At 41.0% G+C, this 20,207-nt stretch carries 20 protein-coding genes and 2 other annotated features; of the genes, 17 read left to right on the top strand and 3 right to left on the bottom strand.

The genetic code is table 11. From position 1 onward, the window contains the following. The first annotated feature begins 52 nt into the window (after positions 1-52). The 7 genes from ACFX4I_RS00100 (at position 53) to ACFX4I_RS00070 (ending at position 7,758) form a co-directional block, all read left to right on the top strand. On the top strand, positions 53-715 hold the full coding sequence (locus ACFX4I_RS00100) for a YkyA family protein (RefSeq protein ID WP_230302769.1): 663 nt from the start codon (positions 53-55) through the stop codon (positions 713-715). 642 nt (positions 716-1,357) lie between these two features. Next, positions 1,358-2,473 (top strand): pyruvate dehydrogenase (acetyl-transferring) E1 component subunit alpha, encoded by a 1,116-nt coding sequence (pdhA, locus tag ACFX4I_RS00095; protein WP_230302768.1) that lies wholly within the window; start codon positions 1,358-1,360, stop codon positions 2,471-2,473. A 3-nt stretch (positions 2,474-2,476) separates the two neighbouring features. Beyond that, on the top strand, positions 2,477-3,454 hold the full coding sequence (locus ACFX4I_RS00090) for an alpha-ketoacid dehydrogenase subunit beta (protein WP_230302767.1): 978 nt from the start codon (positions 2,477-2,479) through the stop codon (positions 3,452-3,454). 121 nt (positions 3,455-3,575) lie between these two features. Continuing rightward, positions 3,576-4,934, top strand: coding sequence for a dihydrolipoamide acetyltransferase family protein (locus ACFX4I_RS00085; protein ID WP_377418232.1), 1,359 nt, complete (start codon positions 3,576-3,578; stop codon positions 4,932-4,934). 3 nt (positions 4,935-4,937) lie between these two features. Next, positions 4,938-6,350 carry a dihydrolipoyl dehydrogenase gene (gene lpdA / locus ACFX4I_RS00080; RefSeq protein WP_230302765.1) on the top strand — a complete coding sequence of 471 codons (1,413 nt, stop codon included), beginning with the start codon at positions 4,938-4,940 and terminating at the stop codon, positions 6,348-6,350. A 278-nt stretch (positions 6,351-6,628) separates the two neighbouring features. Further along, positions 6,629-6,886: a hypothetical protein gene (locus tag ACFX4I_RS00075; RefSeq protein WP_377418229.1), complete on the top strand. Its 258-nt coding sequence runs from the start codon at positions 6,629-6,631 to the stop codon at positions 6,884-6,886. 44 nt (positions 6,887-6,930) lie between these two features. Next, a complete protein-coding gene (locus ACFX4I_RS00070; RefSeq protein WP_230302764.1) occupies positions 6,931-7,758 on the top strand; it encodes a polysaccharide deacetylase family protein in 828 nt (275 codons plus the stop codon). 26 nt (positions 7,759-7,784) lie between these two features. On the opposite strand, the gene ACFX4I_RS00065 is transcribed toward ACFX4I_RS00070, so the two are convergent. Further along, a complete protein-coding gene (locus ACFX4I_RS00065; RefSeq protein WP_230302763.1) occupies positions 7,785-8,219 on the bottom strand; it encodes a DUF1885 family protein in 435 nt (144 codons plus the stop codon). Between the two features lie 336 nt (positions 8,220-8,555). On the opposite strand from ACFX4I_RS00065, the gene ACFX4I_RS00060 reads away from it, so the two are divergent. Beyond that, positions 8,556-8,681 (top strand): GapA-binding peptide SR1P, encoded by a 126-nt coding sequence (locus ACFX4I_RS00060; protein WP_072272684.1) that lies wholly within the window; start codon positions 8,556-8,558, stop codon positions 8,679-8,681. A gap of 177 nt (positions 8,682-8,858) precedes the next feature. Here the strand turns inward: ACFX4I_RS00060 and ACFX4I_RS00055 are convergent, their stop codons facing one another. Further along, positions 8,859-10,316 carry an aminotransferase class I/II-fold pyridoxal phosphate-dependent enzyme gene (locus tag ACFX4I_RS00055; protein WP_377418225.1) on the bottom strand — a complete coding sequence of 486 codons (1,458 nt, stop codon included), beginning with the start codon at positions 10,314-10,316 and terminating at the stop codon, positions 8,859-8,861. Positions 10,317-10,733: 417 nt separating this feature from the next. Between ACFX4I_RS00055 and ACFX4I_RS00050 the strand changes: the two genes are divergently transcribed. The 9 genes from ACFX4I_RS00050 (at position 10,734) to trpA (ending at position 19,190) form a co-directional block, all read left to right on the top strand. Continuing rightward, a complete protein-coding gene (locus tag ACFX4I_RS00050; RefSeq protein WP_283932746.1) occupies positions 10,734-11,693 on the top strand; it encodes an NAD(P)H-dependent flavin oxidoreductase in 960 nt (319 codons plus the stop codon). A 56-nt stretch (positions 11,694-11,749) separates the two neighbouring features. After that, on the top strand, positions 11,750-12,025 hold the full coding sequence (locus tag ACFX4I_RS00045) for a UPF0223 family protein (protein ID WP_377418222.1): 276 nt from the start codon (positions 11,750-11,752) through the stop codon (positions 12,023-12,025). A gap of 66 nt (positions 12,026-12,091) precedes the next feature. Then, positions 12,092-12,322, top strand: a binding site (T-box leader). A gap of 35 nt (positions 12,323-12,357) precedes the next feature. Next, positions 12,358-12,595: a binding site (T-box leader), on the top strand. 168 nt (positions 12,596-12,763) lie between these two features. Beyond that, the gene (gene trpE, locus ACFX4I_RS00040; protein ID WP_377418219.1) at positions 12,764-14,158 is read left to right on the top strand and encodes an anthranilate synthase component I; all 1,395 of its coding nucleotides are present in this window, start codon (positions 12,764-12,766) and stop codon (positions 14,156-14,158) included. Continuing rightward, a complete protein-coding gene (locus ACFX4I_RS00035; protein WP_377418216.1) occupies positions 14,155-14,760 on the top strand; it encodes an anthranilate synthase component II in 606 nt (201 codons plus the stop codon). The genes trpE and ACFX4I_RS00035 overlap by 4 nt, the downstream gene beginning before the upstream one ends. 24 nt (positions 14,761-14,784) lie before the next feature. Beyond that, positions 14,785-15,807: an anthranilate phosphoribosyltransferase gene (gene trpD / locus ACFX4I_RS00030; RefSeq protein ID WP_230304036.1), complete on the top strand. Its 1,023-nt coding sequence runs from the start codon at positions 14,785-14,787 to the stop codon at positions 15,805-15,807. Beyond that, positions 15,807-16,583: an indole-3-glycerol phosphate synthase TrpC gene (gene trpC / locus ACFX4I_RS00025; RefSeq protein ID WP_377418212.1), complete on the top strand. Its 777-nt coding sequence runs from the start codon at positions 15,807-15,809 to the stop codon at positions 16,581-16,583. Before trpD ends, trpC begins: the two co-directional genes overlap by 1 nt. A gap of 10 nt (positions 16,584-16,593) precedes the next feature. Further along, positions 16,594-17,208 carry a phosphoribosylanthranilate isomerase gene (locus tag ACFX4I_RS00020; protein WP_230304034.1) on the top strand — a complete coding sequence of 205 codons (615 nt, stop codon included), beginning with the start codon at positions 16,594-16,596 and terminating at the stop codon, positions 17,206-17,208. Positions 17,209-17,212: 4 nt separating this feature from the next. Next, on the top strand, positions 17,213-18,418 hold the full coding sequence (gene trpB, locus ACFX4I_RS00015) for a tryptophan synthase subunit beta (RefSeq protein WP_283932750.1): 1,206 nt from the start codon (positions 17,213-17,215) through the stop codon (positions 18,416-18,418). Then, positions 18,411-19,190, top strand: a complete 780-nt coding sequence (trpA, locus tag ACFX4I_RS00010) for a tryptophan synthase subunit alpha (RefSeq protein ID WP_230304032.1) — start codon at positions 18,411-18,413, stop codon at positions 19,188-19,190. The genes trpB and trpA overlap by 8 nt, the downstream gene beginning before the upstream one ends. 139 nt (positions 19,191-19,329) lie before the next feature. Here the strand turns inward: trpA and ACFX4I_RS00005 are convergent. After that, a partial coding sequence (locus ACFX4I_RS00005) for a transposase (protein WP_377418209.1) occupies positions 19,330-20,207 on the bottom strand: 878 nt, incomplete at its 5' end.

Raw genomic sequence — 20,207 nt, 5'->3', positions numbered from 1 at the left:
ATGGAATTAAGAGAAATATGAATCTTCGAAGTACTATCAAAAGGAGCTGTCTATGTTGAATCGTTTTGGTCCATATGTTATTTTACTTCTTTCTTTAGTGTTCTTGACTGGTTGTTTTAATGGTTCACCGGAAGAAAGAATCCACAAAATCCTAGAGAAAACTGCAGAAAAGGAAAGTGATTTCACCGAGCATCAAGAGCCTCTTAATGATTTGGAGAAAAAAGAAAAAGAAAAATATGAGAAAATCATTAAACTTGGATTGGATGATTATGAACAGATCGTCGAGCTTTCAGATGAAGCCACCAAGAATATCGACCAAAGGGAAAAAATAATTGAAAAGGAACAAAGCAGTATGCAATCCTCAAAAGAACAATTCAAACGGATAGATGAACAAATCGGGAAAATAGAGGATGAAAAGATAAAAAAAGAAGCGACTGAAATGAAAAAGGTCATGAGTGAGCGCTATAGCACCTACGATAATTTATATGATGCTTATCAACAAAGTCTGGCTTATGATCGTGAATTATATGAACTTTTTAAAAAAGAGGATTTGAAAATGGATGAATTACAAGTGCAAATCGAGAAAATAAATACCTCTTATACAAAAGTTTTGAAAGCGAATGAGGAATTTAATGCATTAACGGAAAAATCAAATCAAAAAAAAGAAAGTTTTTATGATAGTTCCGGCATAGAAATGGCTGATTCAACAAAATAATATAAATAATGATGGGCTGTGATCCTCACTCACAGCCCATATTTTGTTCAATCCAGTTCATTTAGGGACTAAAAATTCTAGAATGGTCTTTTTTGTGCAACCAATTTGATGTGGAATTTTCATACCTGTACTAAAAAAAAACGATAATCAAAATTCTAACAGCAGACTTATATGAAAGCGTTTGAATATTTTTTTGGCAGATTATTCCGAAGGCCCAAATGCCTATAATTAAAGCGGTTTTGGAATCGATCCGATATGATGGGGGATTTAAATGTTATCCTCCGTCATCCTTAAATTGAAAATTAGGGGAAATTTAATAGTACAGTTGTAAAGTGAAAACTAATACAGAGAAGAAGTATGAGTATTGGAAATTCTATTAAATCAAAATTATAAGGAACTCCAAGTGATTGACTTGTTGTTAATTCATCTTGTAAACTTAATCTATAAAAATTCTTGTATCATTTTCCTTGATTTTTTTTATGGTACAGAATAAGATTGAGACATATTAAGCATATCCACGTTTGAGGATTGGTCTTAAGGGAAAAATAAAAGAATGAATGATTGAAGAAACTAAAAAGCAAACTATTTTTGCTTTATAGAATAATAATAGCAAACCTTTTTAATGAAAGGATGAGGTGCCAAATGGCTCAAAAAACTAAACAAGCTAAAATTAATGTTCAGGATCAGCTTAAGAAAGTAGAAGAACAATTTGAAACTTTTCAAATTTTAAATGAAGAGGGAGAAGTCGTTAATGAAGCGGCAATGCCTGATTTAAGTGATGAACAATTGCAAGAATTAATGCGTCGTATGGTTTATACACGCATCTTGGATCAACGTTCTATATCACTGAACCGCCAAGGAAGATTAGGTTTCTATGCACCGACTGCCGGTCAAGAAGCTTCTCAAATCGCATCCCAGTATGCTTTGGAAAAAGAAGATTTCATTCTTCCTGGTTATCGTGATGTTCCGCAAATCGTTTGGCATGGCCTTCCGCTTTGGCAAGCATTCTTATTCTCACGGGGACATTTTAAGGGAAATCAAATTCCTGAAGACGTCAATGTAATTTCCCCTCAAATCATTATCGGCGCTCAATATATCCAAGCTGCTGGAGTTGCTCTTGGGTTGAAGAAACGCGGAAAAAAAGCTGTAGCCATCACATATACGGGTGACGGCGGAACTTCACAAGGTGACTTCTATGAGGGAATTAACTTTGCAGGTGCATATAAAGCGCCGGCTATCTTCATCGTGCAAAATAACCGTTTCGCAATCTCAACTCCGGTTGATTTACAATCAGCAGCGAAAACATTAGCCCAAAAGGGTGTGGCTGCAGGTATTCCTGGCATCCAAGTTGATGGTATGGATGCGTTGGCCGTTTATACAGCAACTAAAGAAGCACGCGAACGTGCAATTAATGGTGAAGGCCCTACATTGATTGAAACATTAACTTACCGTTATGGTCCGCATACGATGGCTGGGGATGACCCGACACGTTACCGTACTTCCGAAATGGATAACGAGTGGGAACTGAAAGATCCATTGGTTCGTTTCCGCAAGTTCTTGGAAAACAAAAAACTTTGGAATGAAGAATTAGAGAACGAAACGATAGAAAAAGCAAAAGACGATATTAAAGAAGCAATCAAATTGGCAGATGCAGAACCTAAGCAAAAGGTTACAGACCTGATTGAAAACATGTATGAAGAAATGCCTTATAACTTAAAAGAACAATATGAAATTTATAAAGAGAAGGAGTCGAAGTAAGCCATGGCTCAATTGACGATGATTCAAGCAATTACAGAAGCATTACGTACAGAACTTAAGAATGACGAGAATGTACTCGTTTTTGGGGAAGATGTTGGTGTTAATGGAGGAGTTTTCCGTGCAACGGAAAATCTTCAAAAAGAATTCGGCGAAGATCGTGTATTCGATACACCTCTTGCTGAATCTGGAATCGGTGGATTAGCGGTCGGTCTTTCTTTACAAGGTTTCCGTCCTGTTCCTGAAATTCAATTCTTCGGGTTTATATATGAAGTAATGGATTCCGTAAGCGGTCAGCTTGCTCGTATGCGCTACCGTTCAGGCGGACGTTACAGTGCTCCGGTTACAATTCGCTCACCATTTGGGGGCGGAGTGCACACTCCGGAAATGCACGCTGATAGCTTAGAAGGTTTAATGGCTCAGCAACCAGGGTTAAAGGTAGTTATCCCTTCCACTCCTTACGATGCAAAAGGCTTATTGATTTCAGCGATTCGTGATAATGACCCTGTCATTTTCCTGGAGCACATGAAATTGTACCGCTCTTTCCGTCAGGAAGTTCCTGAAGAAGAATATACAATTCCATTAGGAAAAGCGGATGTGAAAAGAGAAGGAACGGATTTATCCATTATTACGTATGGTGCGATGGTACAGGAATCCATCAAGGCAGCTGAGGAATTGGCTAAGGAAGGTCATTCCGTCGAAGTGGTCGACTTACGGACTGTATCTCCATTGGATATCGATACAATCATTGCTTCTGTAGAAAAAACTGGACGCGCTATCGTTGTTCAAGAAGCACAAAAACAAGCTGGTATAGCAGCGAATGTTGTAGCGGAAATTAACGAACGTGCCATTTTGAGCTTGGATGCTCCAGTACTGCGAGTGGCGGCTGCTGATACGGTATTCCCGTTTTCACAAGCTGAAACTGTATGGCTCCCTAATTATAAAGACATTATTGCAACGGCGACTAAAGTTTTGAAGTTTTAACAATCTTAAGTAATGGGAATGAATGTCCTGCTTGGGAAAGTAATATCGCATTAACGGTAATGCAAGATAAAGGACTTTATTCAAAGCACTAAGTATGATTTAATATAGGAGGTTGAACTCAGTGGCATTCCAATTTAGACTCCCTGATATCGGAGAAGGTATACATGAAGGTGAAATAGTGAAATGGTTTGTAAAACCAGGAGATAAGATTCAAGAAGATGACGTGCTTTGCGAGGTTCAGAACGATAAGGCCGTTGTTGAAATCCCATCACCGGTGGAAGGTACCGTTGAAGAAATCCTTGTTCAAGAAGGAACGGTTGCCGTTGTTGGCGATGTACTTGTAACATTCGATGCTCCAGGTTATGAAAATCTTCAGTTTAAAGGGGATCATGGAGAAGAAGCGAAGGCAGAAGGTGAAAAGAATACGGAGGCCCAGGTTCAAGCAACTGCTGAAGCTGGACAGGAAGTCAAGAAAGAGACTGCTCCGGTTCAAGAAAATAATGATGTAACGGGCGCGGGATCACAACCACAAGTTGAGGCAGATCCTTCACGACGTATCATCGCCATGCCTTCTGTTAGGAAATATGCACGCGAACAAGGGGTAAATATTCGTGAGATTTCTGGTTCTGGGGATAATGGCCGCATCATGAAAGAAGACATAGATGCTTTCAAAAACGGCAAAACTGCTCCACAGCAACCGGCAGCTCAAAGTGAAGCTTCACAACAGAATGATACGGAAACAACCGAAAAACAAAAAGTTTCAATTCCAGAAGGGCAATATCCTGAAACTCGCGAAAAAATGAGCGGCATGAGAAAAGCGATCGCAAAAGCTATGGTAAAATCCAAACAGACAGCTCCGCATGTTACATTAATGGATGAAGTAGATGTGACGCTATTGGTTGCTCACCGTAAGAAATTCAAGGAAATTGCTGCACAAAAAGGAATCAAGCTTACATTCCTACCTTATGTTGTTAAAGCGTTAACAAGTGCATTGCGTGAATTCCCTATGCTTAACACATCATTTGATGATGAGGCTAGTGAGATTATCCATAAACACTATTACAATATCGGAATTGCGGCAGACACAGACAAAGGACTGCTCGTTCCAGTTGTAAAAGATGCAGATCGTAAATCAACTTTTGCTATTTCACAAGAAATTAATGAATTAGCGACGAAAGCCCGTGACGGCAAATTGGCTCCTAACGAAATGAAAGGTGCTTCTTGCTCCATTACGAATATCGGTTCCGCAGGCGGTCAATGGTTCACACCTGTAATCAATCATCCAGAAGTTGCCATTCTAGGGATTGGACGCATTGCCGAAAAAGCAATTGTACGCGACGGGGAAATTATCGCCGCTCCAGTTCTGGCATTATCACTGAGCTTTGATCACCGCATGATTGATGGAGCAACAGCTCAACATGCATTGAATCATATCAAAAAGTTATTGAACGACCCAGAATTATTGTTAATGGAGGCGTAAACAATGGTAGTAGGAGATTTTCCAATCGAAACAGATACTTTAGTGATCGGTTCAGGCCCAGGGGGATATGTTGCCGCAATTCGCGCAGCACAACTTGGACAGAAAGTAACGGTCGTTGAAAAAGGAACAATCGGCGGAGTTTGTTTGAATGTAGGCTGTATCCCATCAAAAGCTTTAATTTCAGCTGGACACCGTTTTCATGAAGCTCAGCATTCAGAAGATATGGGTATCTTTGCAGAAAAAGTTTCTGTTGATTTTTCTAAAGTACAAGCTTGGAAAGGTTCTGTTGTTAAAAAATTAACAGGCGGTGTAAGCAGCCTATTAAAAGGTAATAATGTTGATGTTGTAACTGGAGAAGCTTATTTCGTTGATGAGAACAGCATCCGTGTTATGAATGATGACTCAGCCCAAACATATACATTTAAAAACGCAATCATCGCGACTGGTTCATCGCCAATCGAGATTCCGTCATTTAAATATACGAAACGTGTACTTAATTCCACTGGTGCTCTTGCTTTGGAAGAAGTTCCAAGTTCGATCGTGGTAATCGGCGGAGGTTACATTGGAACTGAGCTTGGCGGAGCATTCGCAAGCTTCGGCACTAAGGTGACCATCCTTGAAGGTACGGAAGAAATCCTTTCTGCAGGCTTTGAAAAACAAATGGCAGCACTTGTTAAGCGTAACCTTAAAAACAAGGGTGCTGAAATTGTTACTAAAGCAAATGCTAAAGGCGTGGAAGAAACTGAAACAGGTGTAACCGTTACTTATGAAGTAAAAGGCGAAGAGAAAAAAGTTGAAGCCGATTACGTTTTAGTAACAGTTGGACGTCGTCCAAATACGGCAGAGATCGGCCTGGAGCAAGTCGGAATCAAAATGACTGACCGTGGTTTGATCGAAACGGATAAACAATGCCGTACAAGCGTGAAAAACATTTATGCAATCGGTGATATCGTTTCTGGACCTCAGTTGGCTCATAAAGCTTCTTATGAAGGTAAAATTGCAGCTGAAGCCATTGCAGGACATTCATCTGAAATCGACTATCTTGCTATTCCGGCTGTTGTATTCTCTGAACCGGAACTTGCTTCTGTCGGTTATAATGAAAAAGAAGCGAAGGAAGCTGGAATCGAAGCGCTTGCTTCTAAATTCCCATTCGCTGCAAATGGACGTGCTCTTTCTTTAAATAATACGGACGGATTTGTGAAGCTTATCACTCGCAAAGAAGACGGATTGGTTATAGGAGCACAAATTGCAGGACCAAACGCTTCTGATATGATTGCAGAACTTGGTTTGGCTATCGAAGCAGGAATGACTGCGGAAGATATTGCTATGACAATCCATGCACATCCAACTTTAGGGGAAATCACAATGGAAGCTGCTGAAGTTGCCCTTGGAACTCCTATTCACATCATCAAGTAATGGATTTTTTTTGAAAAGCGTACTGCCTAATGCAGTACGCTTTTTTTTGTTTGACCAGATATACAAATATGAAGGATGACTTCCCCAGCCATGATTTTCTTCACGCTAGTTAAATGAAAAGGGCAAAAAGGGCATAAGCTATAAAAAGGACTTCTTACTATTTTCCTTTAAAAGGGTTTGAAAAAGGTAATAAAGGATAAAAAATAAGATGAGCGATGTTAAAGGAATACTTTTTGCCATTAAAAAGATCATGGCTGAAATATTCATATTAAAATGAGGTGGATCACTTGAAGAATTATCTGGTAATCCTCTTTCAACTAATCGTTTGGAGTGGGTATACATTAGTTGAATGGCTGTCTGTTAACGATCGATTCGTTTTCAAAGTATTCATGTTTCTGGTCTTTTCCTATCTAGCCATTTACATTGGTAAAATGATTTTAAAATCCAATAGGCGAACAATGCTTGTTACCGTGATAAGTCTATTATGTTACGGTATATTGCAAATCCTTTTGGAAACGCTAGTATCCGTTTATTGAATTTTTAGATAAGCCCCAATGACACAAGAAACCACGGAGGAACCATGATTAACAAAGGAGTAGCATTATTTACATTAGTATCATTTTTATTGATGGCATGTAATGATCCGAGTTCCGGTCGAACAGAAAATGATAATCAAAAAAGTGTGGAAACGACAACAACGGTTCAAGATGACAGCCAGCAAGAGAAAGATCTGAAAAACGAAACGTCAAAAACGATTGTCGATGGGATTGTAAAGGCAGAATATCGGGTGGACAAAGCGAATTGGTCATTTAAACCAATTGGGGATGCAAATCCGAAAGTTGTGTTGTTAACATTTGATGATGCACCTGATAAATATTCTCTGAAAATCGCCCAGACCCTGAAGAGACTTGAAGTACCTGCGATTTTTTTCGTGAATGGTCACTTTCTTGAAAATGATGAAAATAAAGCGGTGCTAAAAGAAATTCATGAAATGGGTTTTTCTATCGGTAATCATACTTATTCCCATGTGAATTTAAAAGAGTTGACCGAAAAGGAACAAGAGCGCGAAATCGTAAAATTGAACAATTTGGTAGAAGGCATTACAGGGGTACGCCCTAAGTACTTCAGGGCGCCATTTGGATCGAATACCGAGCATTCAAAAAAAGTCGCTGAGAAAGAAAAAATGTTGGTCATGAATTGGACATATGGATATGATTGGGAAAAAGAGTATCAGGATAAAAAAGCTTTAACGGAGATCATGTTGAACAGCCCTTATTTAGGAAATGGTGCGAACTTACTGATGCATGACCGGAAATGGACGAGTGAAGCCATTGAGGATATCGTGAAAGGTTTTCAAAAGAAAGGTTATGAGATCCTTGATCCAAAGTTAATTGAAACGCCTGCATGAGCCAATTTCGGCTTCTGCAGGTTTTTTTATTTCCTTGGATAATAATACATCACCCGTTTATTGAAGAGATGTAGCTGCGCCCGTAATTTCTTTGCAAGGAACTTGCACAGTTCATTAGCTTTTCCCTTATCTCCGAAAGTTGCTGTTTCAGGGAGGGTGAATTGGATATAGGATTGAATCCGCTCTGATCCATCTTCATCCTTAACGACTTCTTGGTCAACCCCTATCAATATCATGTGATATCGATCTTCTTTGGATTGGAGATATATGACCTTATCTTTCATCTTTTCTGGTTCTTTCATTTCATAAGGAAATGCTTTCTTATCATAGTCCCAATCCAGTTGCTTTCCGGTTTTCGCTGTGATCATTTGATAATAGTTCAGCAATTCTTTCACGTCTTCGATGGTTACAGTCCCTTTCACGGACTCAGGAACAAGTTTGATATAGGCATTTTCAGTCATATGGATCCCCCTTAGATCGATAGGATGTAAGAATATATTAACATTTTATGGATGTATTATATACATATCTATATGTAAATTAAAAGGCGAAATTCCTTTTTCACCTTGCTATGGAAAAGCAAGGGGTGTGATGAAATGAGCTCCAGGGTCCAAAAAGGAATCAGTCTAACGAACGATTGGAATCAATTTCTTCCAACATGAGGGTTCATTAAATGGGAAAAAAGTATATATGTTATACTTTTTAGCTTGAAATATTAAATGTGTTATATTATAATTCATATAAAGCGGTTACATTACGTCATTGATGCATACAATATAGAGGAAGGGGTTGTAAAAATGGGAACTATCGTATGTCAAACTTGCAATAGCACGATTGAACATTTTGAAGATGAAAAAGTAAGTGTACTATATACACACAATCACAACTGCCAAAGCTGTGATACAGCTGCCTCTGAAAAATAAATCGAAAAAGGATTATAAGATTAATAGAATTTAAGGGTGTTTCAGGATTGTAACCTGGAGCACCCTTTTTATGGAAGTTAATGAAGCGGAAATCTTCAGTTTATCGGGAGCTGCTTTTCAATAATAAAAGGGGCAAAAAAACCAGAGCAGTACTTTGCTCTGGTTTGATGGAATCAATCAATTTTTAATGATACGTAAATATTTTATTTCTGGGTCCTCAGGGCCTTGAACAGGAAGGCCGGCCTCGATGTTTTTCCGGATGTAATTGATATTATCTTCAGTAATCAATTCACCTGGTATGAAGATCGGGATTCCAGGCGGGTAAACCATGATGAACTCAGCGCTAATTTTGCCGACAGATTCCTCAATGGGAACCACTTCGGTTTCTGCATAAAATGCTTCCCTTGGTGATAAAGCCAGTGGTGGTGTATCAGGAAGCAGGACTTCGATCTTTTCATGTTCAGCCGCCATTTCCTTAAACTCATCCGCCAAGTCTCTAAGGGCAGCAATCAGAAGGTCCGCTTCTGTTTTTGAGTCTCCAGGTGTTATCAGGCAAAGGATATTGTACAAGTCAGAGAGTTCCACTTCGATATTATGCTTTTCACGAAGCCATTTCTCAACGTCGTATCCGGTAATATTCAATTCCTTGATGGATATGATCAATTTAGTCGGGTCATAACTAAAGGCAGCCTCACTCTCAAGAATTTCGCTGCCGACACAGTAAAGATAAGGAATCTCATTAACGGCCTCACGGATATACCCTGCGAGATTGATCGCTTCATCAATCATTTCCCTGCCTACCGTCGCAAGTTGTCTTCTGGCAGTATCCAGGGAAGCTAGAAGGATATAGGAGGTTGAGGTGGTTGTGAGCATGCTCAATATGGCTTGAACACGATTTGCGGAAACCATTCCATTCTTAACATTTAATATGGAACTTCCCGTTAGTGAACCGCCCAGTTTATGAACACTCGTTGCAGCCATATCTGCTCCAGCTTGCATGGCTGACATCGGCAAGTCTTCATGGAAGTGTATATGGACACCATGTGCTTCATCTACCAGTACTGGGATTTTGTGGGAATGAGCAACTTCCACTATTTTTTGCAAATCAGCCGAAATGCCGAAATAGGTTGGATTGATGACAAGCAATCCTTTTGCATCGCTATGTTCCCTTAAAGTTTTTTCGACGGCATCGACGGTGATTCCGTGTGAGATTCCCAACTCTTTGTCTATTTCAGGATTGATGAAAATGGGAACAGCTCCGGAAAATACAATGGCAGACATTACGGATTTATGTACATTCCTTGGGACGATGATTTTGTCCCCAGGTCCGCAGACTGTCATGACCATCGTCATGATTGCTCCACTTGTTCCTTGAACGGAAAAGAATGTGTGATCTGCCCCAAAAGCTTCAGCGGCAAGATCCTGAGCTTGTTTAATGATCCCCTTTGGCTGATGGAGATCATCGAGTGGAGCGATATTGATTAAATCTATGGATAATGCATTTTCTCCAATGAAATTACGGAAATCAGCGTCCATTCCTTTTCCTTTTTTATGACCTGGAATATGAAATTGAACAGGATTTTTTTTTGCATGCTGCAATAAGGCAGTGTATAAGGGTGTTTCATTCTGTGACAATTCTTTGTGGCCCCTTTTCAATAAAATAGGTACGTAATATTTGGGAGTATATACTCCCATTCTATTAATGGTCGTATGTTTCTCCGATTCCATCGTATGGTTAGTAAGCTTGTGGATAGACATAAAACATATGAATTATAGCACGTCTTATAATAAATGCCTAGAGTGACTTTAATGTCCTGACTTAAACAATTTATATATGTCTTTGTTGTTAAAGGGCTCGATAAAATTATCAGCAGATTATAAATGTCCATTTTCCTAGTATTTACTGGATTTACTCAAGAATTCTTCTTTTATTAATATTGTAGGTGAGTTTAAAAATTGAACGGTTAAACAATATTTGCCATAATGAAGCTAATGATTTTTGAATTCAGCTAAATAAACAAATCACATTAAATGAAAAGGGAGCTGAGGAGTTTGAAGTGGAAAACGCGTGTGACCGATTTGTTAGGTATTCAATACCCAATCGTACAAGGGGGATTGGCCCATTTAGCATATGCAGACCTGGCTGCGGCAGTTTCGAATGCAGGGGGGCTGGGGCAGGTAACGGCCATGTCCTTGGACAGCCCGGACCAACTGACAGATGAAATTAGAAAAACCAAATCATTGACGGATAAACCGTTTGGTGTGAACTTTGCTATCGGTCAGCATGGAAGACCTTATGAACACATGCTGGAAGCAGCCTTGAAAGAGGATATCGCAGCGATTTCCGTAACCGGCGGCAACCCTGCACCATTTCTTGATTACGTCAAAGGCACCCAGGTGAAAAAACTCGTGCTTGTTGCTGCAAGAAGGCAGGCAATGAAGGCTGAACAGCTTGGGGCAGATGCGGTGATGGTAGTTGGTCAAGAGGGAGGAGGACATTTAGGCCGTGATGATATTGGGACTTCTGTGTTAATTCCTCAAGTTGTGGACTCCGTTAATATTCCAGTCATCGCCTCGGGTGGTTTTGGCGATGGACGCGGTTTGATGGCAGCATTGGCACTTGGTGCCGAAGGAATCGAGATGGGAACACGATTCATAGCAGTCAAGGAATGTGTTCATGCACATGAATTATATAAAAATGCCTTGGTTTCCGGCACAGAAAATGATACCGTTGTCATCAAGCGTTCCATTGGTGCACCAGCCAGGGTAATTGCAAACAGCTGGACCGATAAGATCCTTGAAATAGAAAAAGAAAACGGCGGATATGAACAATTGAAGGATTACATAAGCGGAAAAGCGAATCAGCGTTATATCCATGACGGTGTCGAAGGTGAAGGCTTTGCTTGGGCCGGACAAGTGATGGGGCTGATTCATGATGTACCATCGACTGCTGAACTATTCAGTCGGATTATCGACCAAGCGGAAGCGATTCGTTCAAAATGGGCAGACTGATGATGCATGGTCTGCCGGACAGCATGAAAACTATCTAGAAGGAGCGTGTTTAGGGTATGGAATATCAATATCCAATGGATCTTGATTGGTCTACTGAAGAAATCGTAGATGTGATCAAATTCTTTGAAGCTGTAGAAAAGGCTTATGAAAATAAAATACTTAAGGAAGAATTTATGAAGGCTTACCGAAGATTCAAGGAAATAGTCCCCGGTAAGGCGGATGAAAAAAAGTATACGGATGAGTTTGAGTCAGTCAGCACTTATTCAGCCTATCTTGTTATTAAGAAGGCAAAAGGAATCGATGACGGGGAATGGATAAAAATGAAAAATTAAAAATATTTTTAGAAAACTCCATTGACTTACTGAAAAGATTGTTTTAACATAATAAGCAAGAAAATGATAAAGGCAGTGACGAAGAAGAGTACCTTAATGATGTTCTGCAGAGAGCCAGTGGTTGCTGAAAACTGGTGAACGAATTTAAGCGAATGGACTTCCGAGCCCCAAACCGAAACGGATGAACGGAGTAGGCTTTGGCGATTATCTCATCGTTAGTGGAGATAGGCATGTTAATGCCGTAAAGTGAGCTAATTTAGCTAATTAAGGTGGTACCACGGGTTCCTCGTCCTTTGGATGAGGGGCCTTTTTGCGTTTTTATGGAAATGATAATTAAATCTATGAATGAGAGTAGTAATCTTTTTAGATGCGTAACAGAGAGCCGGGATAGGTGGAAACCGGTACGATATAAGAAGATGAATGGACTTATGAGTGGTTTCTTGAAATAAGTAGGGAAACTCGGCAGCCACCGTTAAAGGGTAATCGCAAGAATTTTTCATTTCTTGCTTGAGAGGGAAAAATGTTGCGTTTTTCCAACTTGAGGTGGCACCGCGGTTTACCGTCCTCTGCAGACACATATTTGTGTTTGCGGGGGATTTTTTTATTGGAATTTCAATATATATACCTTTTAGAGAAAAAATCAAAACCAGAGGAAATGAAAACTCCGGCACTTGGACAAAAGGGTTTTCCCTTCCAAGGGTTTATAAGGGCGCATAAGAATCGGGAGGGAATTGAGAGATGAATAATTTGGATGAAAAAAAAATACTCCGTTTCAAAATGGACACAATTGAAGGGGATATCCACACACCCATTGCCATATTTCAGAAATTAGATGGTGACCAGAAGTTTTTATTGGAAAGCTCGAATTCGCATCATGACAACGGCCGCTACTCTTATCTAGGTTCAAAACCTTATCTGGAGGTAACATCACTTGCTGGCCAAGTAAATGTGAAAGATACTGAAACAGGTGATCAAATTGTAAAGAACATGAATATCATCGAGTTTCTAAAAAATGAATTATTAGTGGAGATAGGAGAGGCTCCCATACATCTTCCTCCATTTAACGGTGGTGCAATCGGATATATGGGCTATGACATTATTCGTTTGTATGAAAATATAGGTCCGGTGCCTCCTGATTCCCTGCAAATGCCTGATGCTCATTTTCTTTTTTATAAAGAACTGTATATATTCGATCATGTTCTGCAGAAGATCCATCTTTTGACTGCGGAAGATGATAGTGAGAAAAGTTTATTGGGGATGAAGGGAAAAATCAATCAGGCAAGCAAACCGTCAAAGGAAATATCGTCGGAATATTTGGAATTTAAATCGAATTTCAGTCAGGATGAATTCGAGAAAATGGTCCTTGATGTTAAATCAGCGATTATAGCTGGTGAAGTGTTCCAAGTTGTTTTATCACAAAGGTTCAAAGCGGACTTCGATGGGAAGCCTTTCGATGCCTACCGTCGTTTGCGATTAGCCAACCCCTCTCCTTATATGTTTTATATAGAATTTGGTGACTATACAATTATTGGGTCGTCTCCAGAAAGCTTGATCAGTGTTTCATCAGGAATGGTTCATGTTAATCCCATTGCCGGTACAAGGCCGAGAGGGAAAACGGATGAAGAAGATAAAGGCTTCGAAAAAAGCCTGCTGATGGATGAAAAGGAACTTGCCGAGCATAAGATGCTTGTTGATTTGGGGAGGAATGATCTTGGCAGGGTTTGCGAAATCGGTTCAATCCACCTTACCGAGGAAATGGAAATTCAAAGATATCAGCATGTCATGCATATTGCTTCGAAGGTTAGCGGAAAGCTTAGGGAAGGGTTCACGAGTTTAGATGCGCTGACGGTCTGCCTCCCTGCCGGAACAGTCTCAGGTGCTCCAAAAATCAGGGCAATGGAGCTGATCAATCAACTGGAAAATTGTAAACGGGGGATGTATTCGGGCTCGATAGGGTTCATAGGTTTTGGAGGGGATCTTGATATGGCATTAGCCATTCGGACGATGATCATTAAAGATGGCAAGGCCTATGTACAGGCAGGGGCAGGAATTGTATATGATTCAGATCCAAAAACGGAATTTGAAGAAACACAAAATAAAGCACGCGCTTTAATGGAGGTTCACACAAAATGATTTTATTAATTGATAACTATGACTCGTTCACTTATAACCTTTATCAATATTTAGGAGAAGTGGAAAAAGAAATCATAGTAAAAAGGAATGACGAAATCACCCTTGCGGAAATTGAGGAACTGAATCCAATGGCAATCGTCATTTCCCCGGGACCCGGCAGGCCGGAAGATGCTGGTATCAGTATGGAAATCATCCGTAATTTTTATGAGAAGGTTCCGCTATTAGGCATTTGTTTGGGGCATCAGGCCATTGGGGCAGTTTTTGGTGCGAATGTGGTTGGAGCGAAACAAATCATGCATGGGAAAACATCAGTTATCGAACATGATGGAACAGGTGTATTTGCCAAACAGGACTTACAATTCCCGGTAATGCGTTACCATTCCCTTGTAGTTGAAAGGGCGAGTTTGCCGGATGAACTGACTGTGACGGCAGTAGCACTGGATGATGGGGAGATCATGGCCCTGAAACATCAAGATTTCCCGCTTTACGGTTTACAGTTCCACCCTGAATCAATAGGGACGAAAATCGGCAAGGAATTATTGCATCAATTTTATGAGATTGCGGGAACCTTCCAATCTGAGAAGGAACAATCCATCTTATAAAAAAAACGACTGGGGGAGTTAGCGGTGAAGGAGTATTTAGCGAAGTTAGCGGAGCGTCAAACATTGACGGAAGAAGAGATGAGCAGAGCAGCCCAAGCGTTATTTTCTAAAGATATCACCGAAAGCGAGATGGCAGCTTTCATCATTGCCCTAAAATCCAAAGGGGAAACGGCAGGTGAAATAGCAAGCCTTGTCAGAGTCATGAGAAAAGAAGCAAGAAGTGTACGAACAAGTTCTCTAAATGTTATGGATAATTGCGGAACGGGAGGAGATGGGTCACAAAGCTTCAATATAAGTACAGCATCAGCCTTCGTACTTGCCGGGGCCGGTGTCAAGGTTGCCAAACATGGAAACCGCAGCATTTCAAGCAAAACAGGCAGTGCGGATGTATTGGAAGAATTAGGTGTTAATTTGTACTTGGAGCCTGATATGTTAAAAGAACTGTTGGAGGAAAATGGGATCACATTCTTATTTGCCCCATCGGTCCACCCTAATATTGCACGGATAATGAAAGTGAGAAAAGAACTGAAAATCCCGACGATATTTAATCTAATCGGTCCTCTGACAAATCCAGTCCAACTCGACACGCAATTAATGGGAATTAATCGACGTGATATGCTCGAGCTTTTTGCGGAAGTCCTGCATAAATTAGGCAGGAAACGCGCGGTCGTGATAAATGGTGCCGGGTTTATGGATGAAGCGAGCCTACAGGGTGAAAATTCACTCGTGCTTTTGGAGAAAGGGGATATTATCCCATTTACGCTGCACCCTGAAGAAGTGGATCTGCCGGTTTACGGAAATGATGCCATCCGCGGCGGTGACGCCAAACAAAATGCCGATATCATGCTTAGGCTTCTCAAAGGGGAAAAAGGAGCCTATCGTGATACAGTTTTATTGAATGCTGGATTGGGATTATACGCACATGGTACGGCAGCAACGATCAAAAAAGGAATCTCCATGGCCAAAGAAAGTCTTGATAGCGGATCGGCTCTTGCAAAGTTAGAAAATCTGATTGCTTATGGCAATAGAAATAAGGTGGTCATGTAATGGAAAATATCTTAACGAAAATCATCGAACAGAAAAAGGCGGAAGTCGCAAAATTAAAAGAAAGGGGCTTAGACAATTCGGTAACGATCAACATAGTCAGACCATCTTTGGTGGAAAATTTGAAAACGGCGAAATCAATGGCGGTTATCGCGGAAATAAAACGGGCTTCCCCTTCAAAAGGGGACATTAAAATCAATGTAAATCCGATCGAGCAGGCCCTTTCATATGAAAGCGGCGGAGCGGCAGCGATATCCGTATTGACGGATGAGGTTTTCTTTAAAGGATCCATTGCAGATTTGAGAATCGTTAGCGAGGCCATACGGATTCCCAGGTTGTGCAAGGATTTCATCATCGATGAAGTCCAAATCGATCGCGCCCATCAAGCTGGTGCCACTATCATTCTATTGATTGTGGCAGCACTTTCTAAAGAACGCCTTCATGAATTATATCAATATGCAAAAAGAAAAGGGCTTGAAGTATTGACGGAAGTCCATGATGAAGCCGAACTGGAACGGGCTCTAGAGCTGAATGCAGAGCTAATAGGGATTAACAATCGGAATTTAAAGACCTTCAAAGTGGATTTGGCTGTAACGGAACGACTGGCGAAGTTACTTGATCCAAAACGCCATATCATTATCAGTGAAAGTGGAATCAAAACAAAAGAAGACGTGATGCGTGTGAAGGAAGCTGGTGCAAAAGCGATTTTAGTCGGGGAGACACTGATGACTGCATCAAATCTTCGGCACACGATGGCCGAACTGCAAATGAGTATATAAGGAGATTAATATGTTAGTGAAAATCTGTGGGATAAAGACATTGGCAGCCGCTCAGACTGCTGTTAGTTCCGGGGCAGACTTCATTGGTTTCATTTTTGCCGAGAGTAGCAGGAAGGTTGAGCCTGAGATAGTAGGAGAATTCGGAGCAAATCTAGCTGGACAGGTTAAAAAAGTCGGAGTGTTTGCCAATCAAACTGAACAAGAAGTGATAAAAAGTGCTGAAATTGCAGGGTTGGATTATATTCAGCTTCATGGTAACGAGTCTGCCAGCTTTGCCCGCAGAATGCCCCTACCAGTGATAAAGGCCTTTGCCGTCAATTCAGAGAAAGACCTTGAAAACCTTCATGAATACCCAGCAGATTATCTATTAGTAGATCTTCCTAAGAGTTCATCTGGAAAGGGATTGACTTTGGATTGGGATATGATCCGAAAAGCGGATCTGCCACCGGGGAAGGTAATTCTAGCTGGTGGGCTGACTCCTGAAAATGTCAGAAAAGCGATTAATGCCGTTTCACCATTCGCAGTTGACGTAGCCAGCGGCGTTGAAACAAACGGATTAAAAGATGCTGTTAAAATAAAGGCATTTATTAATGAGGCGAAATATACAGCCGGAAAAGAGGAATGAATAGATGAACACTTATACACAGCCTGATGAAACTGGACATTTTGGAGCATATGGAGGCCGTTTCGTTCCGGAAACTTTAATGGCGGCGATTACGGAGCTTGAAGAAGTATATGAACAATCTAAAAAGGATCCTGAATTCCAAAGGCAGCTAAATTATTACCTGAAACAATATATCGGTCGGGAAACACCACTTTATTTTGCGGAGAACTTAACAAGACTTGCTGGTGGTGCAGATATTTATCTGAAACGAGAAGACTTGAATCATACCGGAGCCCACAAAATAAATAATACGATCGGTCAGGCTTTGCTGACTCAGAAAATGGGCAAGAAAAAGGTGATTGCCGAAACGGGTGCAGGACAGCATGGGGTTGCAACGGCGACTGTGTGTGCTTTGCTGAAGTTGGAATGCATCATCTTTATGGGAGAAGAAGATATCAGGAGACAGAAATTGAATGTATTCAGGATGGAGCTTTTGGGAGCCAAGGTCATATCTGTATCACAAGGAAGCGGGACACTGAAGGATGCAGTGAATGAGGCGTTACGATATTGGGTGGCGAATGTGGATGACACCCATTATATAATGGGATCAGTTCTTGGTCCGCATCCATTCCCCGTTATTGTACGTGATTTTCAAAGCGTAATAGGGAATGAAACAAAGCGTCAATATTCGGAGGCGGTTCACTCCCTACCGGATGCAGTAGTTGCTTGTATAGGCGGGGGAAGTAATGCAATGGGAATGTTTTATCCATTCATTGAGGATGAAACGGTAAAATTATACGGAGTGGAAGCGGCAGGGCATGGTCTTGAAACACCATTACACGCTTCAAGTTTGACTAAGGGGAAACCCGGGGTGCTCCACGGGGCATTCATGTATGTACTGCAGAACGAGGACGGTCAGATCCAGGAGGCACATTCAATTTCAGCAGGGCTGGATTATCCAGGGGTAGGGCCTGAACATAGTTACTTAAAAGATACAAATCGGGTGGAATATACTTCTGTAACCGATGATGAAGCCTTGGAAGCTCTAGCGATGCTTTCAAGGGAGGAAGGGATCATCCCTGCTTTAGAAAGTTCACATGCCATTTCCTACGGTTTAAAGCTTGCTAAAGAAATGGAGAAAGGAACAGGACTGGTGATTTGCCTGTCCGGCCGTGGTGATAAGGATGTTGAAACGGTCCAATCATTGATGGGGGGTAGTGAACATGAATAAATTAACAAATGCGCTTGAAGAATGTCAAACAAAGAAGGAAAAGGCATTCATCCCTTATATTATGGCAGGGGATGGAGGTCTTGAACGGTTAAAGAGCCAGCTTCTTTTCCTTGAAAACAGCGGTGCGACTGCCGTTGAACTAGGTATACCATTCTCTGACCCTGTCGCAGATGGTCCGGTTATCCAACAAGCCGGCATCAGATCTTTGAAAAATGGAACAACTTTAAAAGATGTCCTGAAAAAAGTAATGGAAATCAAAAATGAAGTGACCATCCCAATTATTTTAATGGGATATACGAATTCAATCCTGGCATATGGACTTAAAGAGTTTACGAATGACTGTCTCAATGCAGGGATTTCCGGGTGCATCATCCCAGATTTACCGATTGAAGAAGAAGCCATCTTTTCATCAATCAAAACTGCAGGGATCGTTCTTATCCGACTTGTGACACTCACGTCTTCGAAAGAGCGTATTACTGAGATTACTGCAGGGGCGGAGGGATTCATCTACGCAGTTACAGTCAAAGGTATAACGGGTGCCCGTGACTCCTTTGGGGAAGAACTTGGAGGCTACTTAAAGAAGGTAAAAGAGATAAGTCCGGTTCCCGTTCTTGCTGGGTTCGGCATATCGACGCCAGATCATGTCCGTGATGCAATACAATACTGCGATGGTGTCATTGTCGGCAGCAAGATCATCGAATGCTTCGAGACAGGTAAGGAAGATCTAATTGGTGATTTGATACAAGCAAGCAAAGGAGTAGTGCAAAAATGAGGAAAGGAGAGCCATTAAGGCTCTCCTTTCAGTTTGTAGACAAAAGGGGTTCGGAATTAAAAAATTCTGAAACCCTTTTGAAATTCCCTTTGAATTTTCGCCTAAAGTTAAGAGATTGGGGCTCTACGAGCCCACTATGTTAGGCCATTTTTGGACCTCGCCATGTCCAATTGGCCATCTTCTTTAAATTAATGGCAGCGAAAGTAAGCATCGCCTGCATCGACAATTTTTTAAGTCCCCTTAAAGTAGTCCAACGCATACCATGCTTTTCTTTTGCATCTGCGAATACACGCTCAATCGTTTCTTTACGTTTAGCATATATAGGTTTTACATCTTGATGATGACGCAGATGATCTGCTTCTTCCACATGTGTTTGCCAGATATGCCGTGTCACCACTTTTTGACAGTCTTTGCTTTCTGTACACCGAGATAAAAATGAGCATGTTGTACAAATTTGTTTTGGCGATTTGTACTCGCGATAGCCCTCTTTATTTGTTGTTGAGTACTTTAAAGTTTCGCCCGAAGGGCAAAGGTAACAATCAAAATGTTCATCGTATACATAGTCCTGTTTGCGGAAAAATCCTTCTTTGGTGCGAGGACGTGTATAAGGTAAAGCCGGTATGATTTCTTTGTTAAATAGGTAGCTTGTAATCGCTGGTGTTTTATAAGCTGCATCTGCGGCAACGGCTTCCGGTTTTCCAACTTTCTCAATCACTTGTTCAACTAGTGGCTCTAAGATCTGACTGTCATGTATATTCCCAGGTGTTACAATCGTTCCCAATACAAAACCGTTGCGGTCTGCGGCCGCGTGGAATGAATAGGCAAACTGTTTTGTTCGTTCATCTTTCACATAGTAGCCACTCTCAGAATCCGTTGTACTTTCTTTAATCTCTTTGGTCTCTTCTTTATCAAATTTATCTGGTGGAAAAGGCTTTTTTCCATGGTTTTCACGATCTTGATTGATTTCTTCTTGAAGACGTCCTTGATACGCTCGTGTTTCTTTACGAACGATTTTCT

Source organism: Peribacillus sp. YIM B13472, assembly GCF_042788005.1.
Classification (GTDB): domain Bacteria; phylum Bacillota; class Bacilli; order Bacillales; family DSM-1321; genus Peribacillus; species Peribacillus simplex_E.
Note: the sequence above shows the minus strand (reverse complement) of the source record. Positions and strands in the feature narration are given on the sequence as shown.

Excerpts from the sequence above, each read along its gene's own strand:
- ACFX4I_RS00100 (WP_230302769.1), top strand. The coding sequence starts at position 53 with ATGTTGAATCGTTTTGGTCCATATGTTATTTTACTTCTTTCTTTAGTG.
- pdhA (WP_230302768.1), top strand. The coding sequence starts at position 1,358 with ATGGCTCAAAAAACTAAACAAGCTAAAATTAATGTTCAGGATCAGCTT.
- ACFX4I_RS00090 (WP_230302767.1), top strand. The coding sequence starts at position 2,477 with ATGGCTCAATTGACGATGATTCAAGCAATTACAGAAGCATTACGTACA.
- lpdA (WP_230302765.1), top strand. The coding sequence starts at position 4,938 with ATGGTAGTAGGAGATTTTCCAATCGAAACAGATACTTTAGTGATCGGT.
- ACFX4I_RS00070 (WP_230302764.1), top strand. The coding sequence starts at position 6,931 with ATGATTAACAAAGGAGTAGCATTATTTACATTAGTATCATTTTTATTG.
- ACFX4I_RS00065 (WP_230302763.1), bottom strand. The coding sequence starts at position 8,219 with ATGACTGAAAATGCCTATATCAAACTTGTTCCTGAGTCCGTGAAAGGG.
- ACFX4I_RS00060 (WP_072272684.1), top strand. The coding sequence starts at position 8,556 with ATGGGAACTATCGTATGTCAAACTTGCAATAGCACGATTGAACATTTT.
- ACFX4I_RS00045 (WP_377418222.1), top strand. The coding sequence starts at position 11,750 with ATGGAATATCAATATCCAATGGATCTTGATTGGTCTACTGAAGAAATC.
- trpE (WP_377418219.1), top strand. The coding sequence starts at position 12,764 with ATGAATAATTTGGATGAAAAAAAAATACTCCGTTTCAAAATGGACACA.
- ACFX4I_RS00035 (WP_377418216.1), top strand. The coding sequence starts at position 14,155 with ATGATTTTATTAATTGATAACTATGACTCGTTCACTTATAACCTTTAT.
- trpC (WP_377418212.1), top strand. The coding sequence starts at position 15,807 with ATGGAAAATATCTTAACGAAAATCATCGAACAGAAAAAGGCGGAAGTC.
- ACFX4I_RS00020 (WP_230304034.1), top strand. The coding sequence starts at position 16,594 with ATGTTAGTGAAAATCTGTGGGATAAAGACATTGGCAGCCGCTCAGACT.
- trpB (WP_283932750.1), top strand. The coding sequence starts at position 17,213 with ATGAACACTTATACACAGCCTGATGAAACTGGACATTTTGGAGCATAT.
- trpA (WP_230304032.1), top strand. The coding sequence starts at position 18,411 with ATGAATAAATTAACAAATGCGCTTGAAGAATGTCAAACAAAGAAGGAA.